The sequence below is a fragment of the Streptomyces sp. MBT53 genome, assembly GCF_016654115.1.
Classification (GTDB): domain Bacteria; phylum Actinomycetota; class Actinomycetes; order Streptomycetales; family Streptomycetaceae; genus Streptomyces.
In genome coordinates this window covers 1-4840 of record NZ_JAEQAZ010000347.1, presented here as the reverse complement: position 1 = coordinate 4840, position 4840 = coordinate 1, and the positions used below count along the sequence as shown (strand labels likewise).

The following is a 4840-nucleotide window of genomic DNA, read 5'->3' as shown; positions in this document are numbered from 1 at the left end:
TCAACCCGGGGTTGACGGTCGGAGACTGTCAACCTACGGTTGACACATGACGACCGATCCGAACGTCACCTCGTCCGTACGTCTCGACGACCTCATCGCGGCCATCAAGAAGGTCCACCCCGCGCCGCTCGACCAGCTCCAGGACGCGGTCATCGCCGCCGACCACCTGGGCGACGTGGCCGACCACCTGATAGGCCACTTCGTGGACCAGGCCCGGCGCTCGGGCGCCTCCTGGACCGACATCGGCAGGAGCATGGGCGTCACCCGCCAGGCCGCGCAGAAGCGCTTCGTGGCCAAGGAGTCCGCGGACCTCGACCTGAGCCAGGGGTTCAGCCGGTACACCGTCCGGGCCCGCAACGTGGTGATGGCCGCCCACAACGAGGCCATCGCCGCCCGCAACCCCGAGGGCCGCCCCGAACACCTCGTCCTCGGTCTGCTCGCCGAACCGGACGCCCTCGCGGGCAAGGCGATCACCGCACAGGGGGTCCTCCTGGACGCCGTACGCCAGGCGGCGACCGCGGCGCTGCCGCCGGCCGCCGACGAGGTCCCGGACCTCGTCCCCTACGGCCCCGACGCCAAGAAGGTCCTGGAACTCACCTTCCGCGAGGCCCTGCGCCTGGGCCACAACTACATCGGAACCGAACACATCCTGCTCGCCCTGCTGGAGCACGAGAACGGCGAGGGCGTGCTCAACGGCCTGGGCATCGACAAGCCCACGTCCGAACGGCACATCGCCGAGATGCTGCACCGGCTCCAGGGCTGACGGGCCGACCTCAGAACTGGCTGGTGTCGAGGTCGAACCCGAGCGGCTCCGGCAGCGCCACGGTCTTGGAGATCTCGATCTCGGCGGCACGCGTGTAACGGTCCTCGGAGGGCTCGCTGTAGACGATGACCGTCCCGGCCTCGCGGTCGATCAGCAGGTAGCAGGGGATGCCCGCGCGGGCGTAACCGCGGAGTTTGGGCCCGCGGTCGTTGGCCGCGGTGGACTCGGAGGTCACCTCGCCGACGAGCACGACCGGCGCGGGGTCGTGATAGCGCTGGTCGTCGGCGAAACTGCCCTTCGGGGCGATCACCAGGTCGGGGATGACCTTGCCGGTGTCGGACGCTCCTGGGACGTGCAGACCGAGGCCGGTGTAACGACCGTATTCCTTTCGATGGTCCCGGACCTGGCCGGTGACCTCGGACACGATCTCTTCATGCTCCCCATTGGCCGGAGGCACCACGTGGATCTTCCCTTCGATCAACTCCACGCGCCAGCCCTCCGGGGCGGCGGCGTCGAACGCATCGAAGGCGGCCTCGACGGACGCGTCCATGCGCCTCTCCTCCGTCGGACTCGGATGAGGGCTCAGTCGGCGTTCTGGGGCGGTCAGTGCCACGGCGGACCTCCTTCGTACGGAGCGACCCTGTCAGCGTAGGCGAGAGGGCCGCCCGCGATCTCGTGATGCGTCACTCGTACGAGTGTGCGCGTGACGTTTCTTCGCTCGGAGGCGCTCGGAGCCGCTCGGAGATGCCTCGCCCGCGAGCCGGTTCGCGCAGGTCGGGGCCGTTGTCAGACCTGCGTGCCACACTCGCGAACATGACCGATCGCTGGGCGCTCGCCCCGGCCGAGGGCGGTGGTGTCGAGGTCGCCGCCCTCGGTCCCGACGGGCTGCCCGGGCCGGGGGCCGTGCGGTGGGAGCCGGATCTGGTCGAGGCCGTGCGCGGGCGGCCCGACGTGAGCCGATGGGTGTGGCGGTCCACCGCCGAGGTGTATCCCGCGCTGCTCGCCGCGGGGGTGCGGGTGGAGCGGTGCTACGACGTGGAGGACGCCGAGACCCTGCTGCTCGGCCACGAGGGACGGCACGGCGAGCCGCGGTCGGCCGCCGCCGCGCTGGCCCGGCTGCGCGGCGGACCCGTACCGCCGGATCCACCGCAGCGGGCCGCCGAACCCGGCTCGCAGTCCTCCCTCTTCGAACCGCAGAGCGTCCACCTCCCCCTCGCCGACCTCCTCGCCGTGTACGCCGAGCAGCAGCGGCGGCACGACACCACCGAGCACCCCGACCGGATGCGGCTGCTCACCGCGTCGGAGTCGGCGGGCATGCTGGTCGCCGCCGAGATGAACCGGTCGGGGCTGCCGTGGAGCGCCGACGTGCACCGGGAGCTGCTGCACGAGTTGCTGGGCGAGCGGTACGCCGGGGGCGGCGAGCCGCGGCGGCTCGCCGAGCTGGCGGACGAGGTGTCCGCAGCGTTCGGGAGACGGGTGCGGCCGGATCTGCCCGCGGACGTCGTCAAGGCCTTCGCGCAGGCCGGCATCAAGGTCAGGTCGACCCGGCGCTGGGAGATCCAGTCCCTCGACCACCCGGCGGTGAAACCGCTGCTGGAGTACAAGAAGCTGTACCGGATCTGGGTCGCCCACGGCTGGTCCTGGCTGCAGGACTGGGTGCGGGACGGCCGGTTCCGGCCCGAGTTCCTGGCCGGCGGGACCGTCACCGGGCGCTGGGTCACCAACGGCGGGGGCGGGCTGCAGATCCCCAAAATCATCCGGCGCGCGGTGGTCGCCGACCCGGGCTGGCGGCTCGTCGTCGCCGACGCCGACCAGATGGAACCCCGGGTGCTCGCCGCGATCTCCCGCGACCCCGGGCTGATGGAGGTGGCCGGCCGCCCCACCGACCTCTACCAGTCCGTGTCCGACCGCGCCTTCTCCGGCGACCGCGACCAGGCCAAGATCGCGGTGCTCGGCGCGGTCTACGGCCAGACCTCCGGCGACGGCCTCAAGAACCTCGCCGCGCTACGACGCCGGTTCCCCAAGGCGGTGGCGTACGTCGACGAGGCCGCGCGGGCCGGTGAGGAGGGGCGGCTCGTGCGGACCTGGCTGGGCCGGACCTGCCCGCCGGTGGCCGGCGGCGAGGACGCGGCGGAGGAGGCGGGCATCCCGCAGGACGACCCCGCCGCCACCGGCTCCTCCCCCGCCGACCAGGGCTGGGTGCCCGGCTACGCCTCCACCAACTCCCGCGCCCGGGGCCGCTTCGCGCGCAACTTCGTCGTCCAGGGCAGCGCCGCCGACTGGGCCCTGCTGATGCTCGCCGCGCTCCGGCGGTCCTGTGCGGAGCTGGCGGCCGAGCTGGTCTTCTTCCAGCACGACGAGGTGATCGTGCACTGCCCGCGGGAGGAGGCCGAGACCGTGGCCGCCGCGATACGTGAGGCGGCCGACCTGGCCGGACGCCTGACGTTCGGGGAGACACCGGTCCGCTTCCCGTTCACCGTCGCGGTCGTGGAGTGCTACGCCGACGCGAAATGACGAACGAGCGCTACGACGGTCGACGCGCGTCACCCTGCGACAACAGCTCGCCCAACTCCTCCACGACCGCCTTCTCGTCCGTCCCGTCGAGCGCGCCAAGGGCGGTTCGCCACTCCTCGTACGCCTCCTCCGCGCGCCCCTGTTCCCGTAGCAGCAGGCCGAGTTGGTGCCGGGCGAGGCCGCCCATGTAACGGTCGGCGCGGGCGTCCGCGCGGCGCAGCAGTTCCGCGCACTCGGCGTCGGCGGCCTCGGTCCGGCCGAGCAGCCGCAGCGCCCGTACCAGGCCGAGCCGGGTCTGCGACTCGCCGTGCCAGTCGCCGAGGTCGCCGAGGATGCGCAGGCTCTCCTCGAAGTGCGGCAGAGCGGCGGCCGGTTCGCCGAGGGCGAGGTGGGCGTAGCCGATGTTGCAGTGCGCGGAGTGCTGCACGATCACCGCGCCGATCCCGACGCCGATGGCCAGCGAACGCCGGTGCTGCTCGATGGCGGCGCGCGGGTCGGTGTGCTCGTACAGGTTGCCGAGATGGCTGTAGGTCACGGCCTCGCCGTACGGATCGTCCAACTGCCGTGAGTACGCGAGGCTCTGGCGCAGCGCGACCCCGGACTCGGCGTGCCGGCCCAGGCCTTCGAGGAGGAGACCCCGGTTGTTGAGACACCGGCGGATCCAGGAGGTCGCGTCGAGCCGCCACCAGATCGCCAGCGCCTGATCATTAAGAGTGAGGGCCTCGCTCTGCCGCCCGGTCAGAAAGTGCAGCCCGGCGAGATCACCCAGCGCGTACGCCTCCGCCGCGTCGTCCCCGAGCCGCCGCGCCGCGCCCAGACCGACCCGCCCGAGCACCTCCATCTCGGCGACCCGTCCACCGCGCAGCACATACGGGAAGAGCAGCCGGACGAGTGTCGAGACCTGGGCGTTTCTGCGGTGGTCGAGGCTGTCGCCGTACCGGCTGACCAGCGTCACCACGTTCTCCAACTCCAAGTCCCCCCAGACGAACGCCTCCTGGGAACCCCGGAAGGGAGCGACGGCCGCCACCTCCGCCGCATGCCCGGGGAGCTGCGCGGCGGTCGCCCGCCGCCGGTCGTCCTGGTCGAGCCCCGGTTCGACGATCGCGGTGAGGGTCCGCTCGGCGACGGCGGCGTACCAGCCGAGGGCGACGTCGACGAGGTCGCCGGCCCGCTCGGCCGCCCCTACGGTGCCGCCGCGCGGGCCGCCCGCCGTGACACCGCTGCGCGGCTCGGCCACCCCGCCGTCGACACGCGGCCTGTCCGCCACGGCGTAACCGGACAGCCCGAGCGCAGCGCCGTCACCGCGCGAATCGGCCGCCGCGATGTCACCGCGCAGCTCACCCGTCGCAGCGCCGGCACGCGACCCGTCCGCCGTGACGTCACCGTACGGCCCGGCTCCCGCAACGCCACCGGCCTGCTCGGCTACGGGAACATCGCCACGCGCCCCCGCCGCCAGGGCGTAACCGGACAGCCCAAGCACAGCGCCGTCACCGCGCGAATCGGCCGCCGCGATGTCACCGCGCAGCTCACCCGTCGCAGCGCCGGCACGCGACCCGTCCGCCG

Annotated in this window: 4 protein-coding genes; 2 read left to right on the top strand and 2 right to left on the bottom strand. The window is 72.8% G+C overall.

From position 1 onward, the window contains the following. The first annotated feature begins 46 nt into the window (after positions 1–46). On the top strand, positions 47–763 hold the full coding sequence (locus tag JHN45_RS50445; RefSeq protein WP_201056192.1) for a Clp protease N-terminal domain-containing protein: 717 nt from the start codon (positions 47–49) through the stop codon (positions 761–763). Between the two features lie 10 nt (positions 764–773). Here the strand turns inward: JHN45_RS50445 and JHN45_RS50440 are convergent, their stop codons facing one another. Then, a complete protein-coding gene (locus JHN45_RS50440) occupies positions 774–1313 on the bottom strand; it encodes a Uma2 family endonuclease (RefSeq protein WP_019070249.1) in 540 nt (179 codons plus the stop codon). A gap of 263 nt (positions 1314–1576) precedes the next feature. Here JHN45_RS50440 and JHN45_RS50435 point away from each other — a divergent pair, with 263 nt between their 5' ends. After that, positions 1577–3277 carry a bifunctional 3'-5' exonuclease/DNA polymerase gene (locus tag JHN45_RS50435; protein ID WP_201056191.1) on the top strand — a complete coding sequence of 567 codons (1701 nt, stop codon included), beginning with the start codon at positions 1577–1579 and terminating at the stop codon, positions 3275–3277. Positions 3278–3287: 10 nt separating this feature from the next. Here the strand turns inward: JHN45_RS50435 and JHN45_RS50430 are convergent. Further along, positions 3288–4840 (bottom strand): tetratricopeptide repeat protein (locus tag JHN45_RS50430; RefSeq protein WP_236585000.1); only part of this gene is annotated, 1553 nt, incomplete at its 5' end.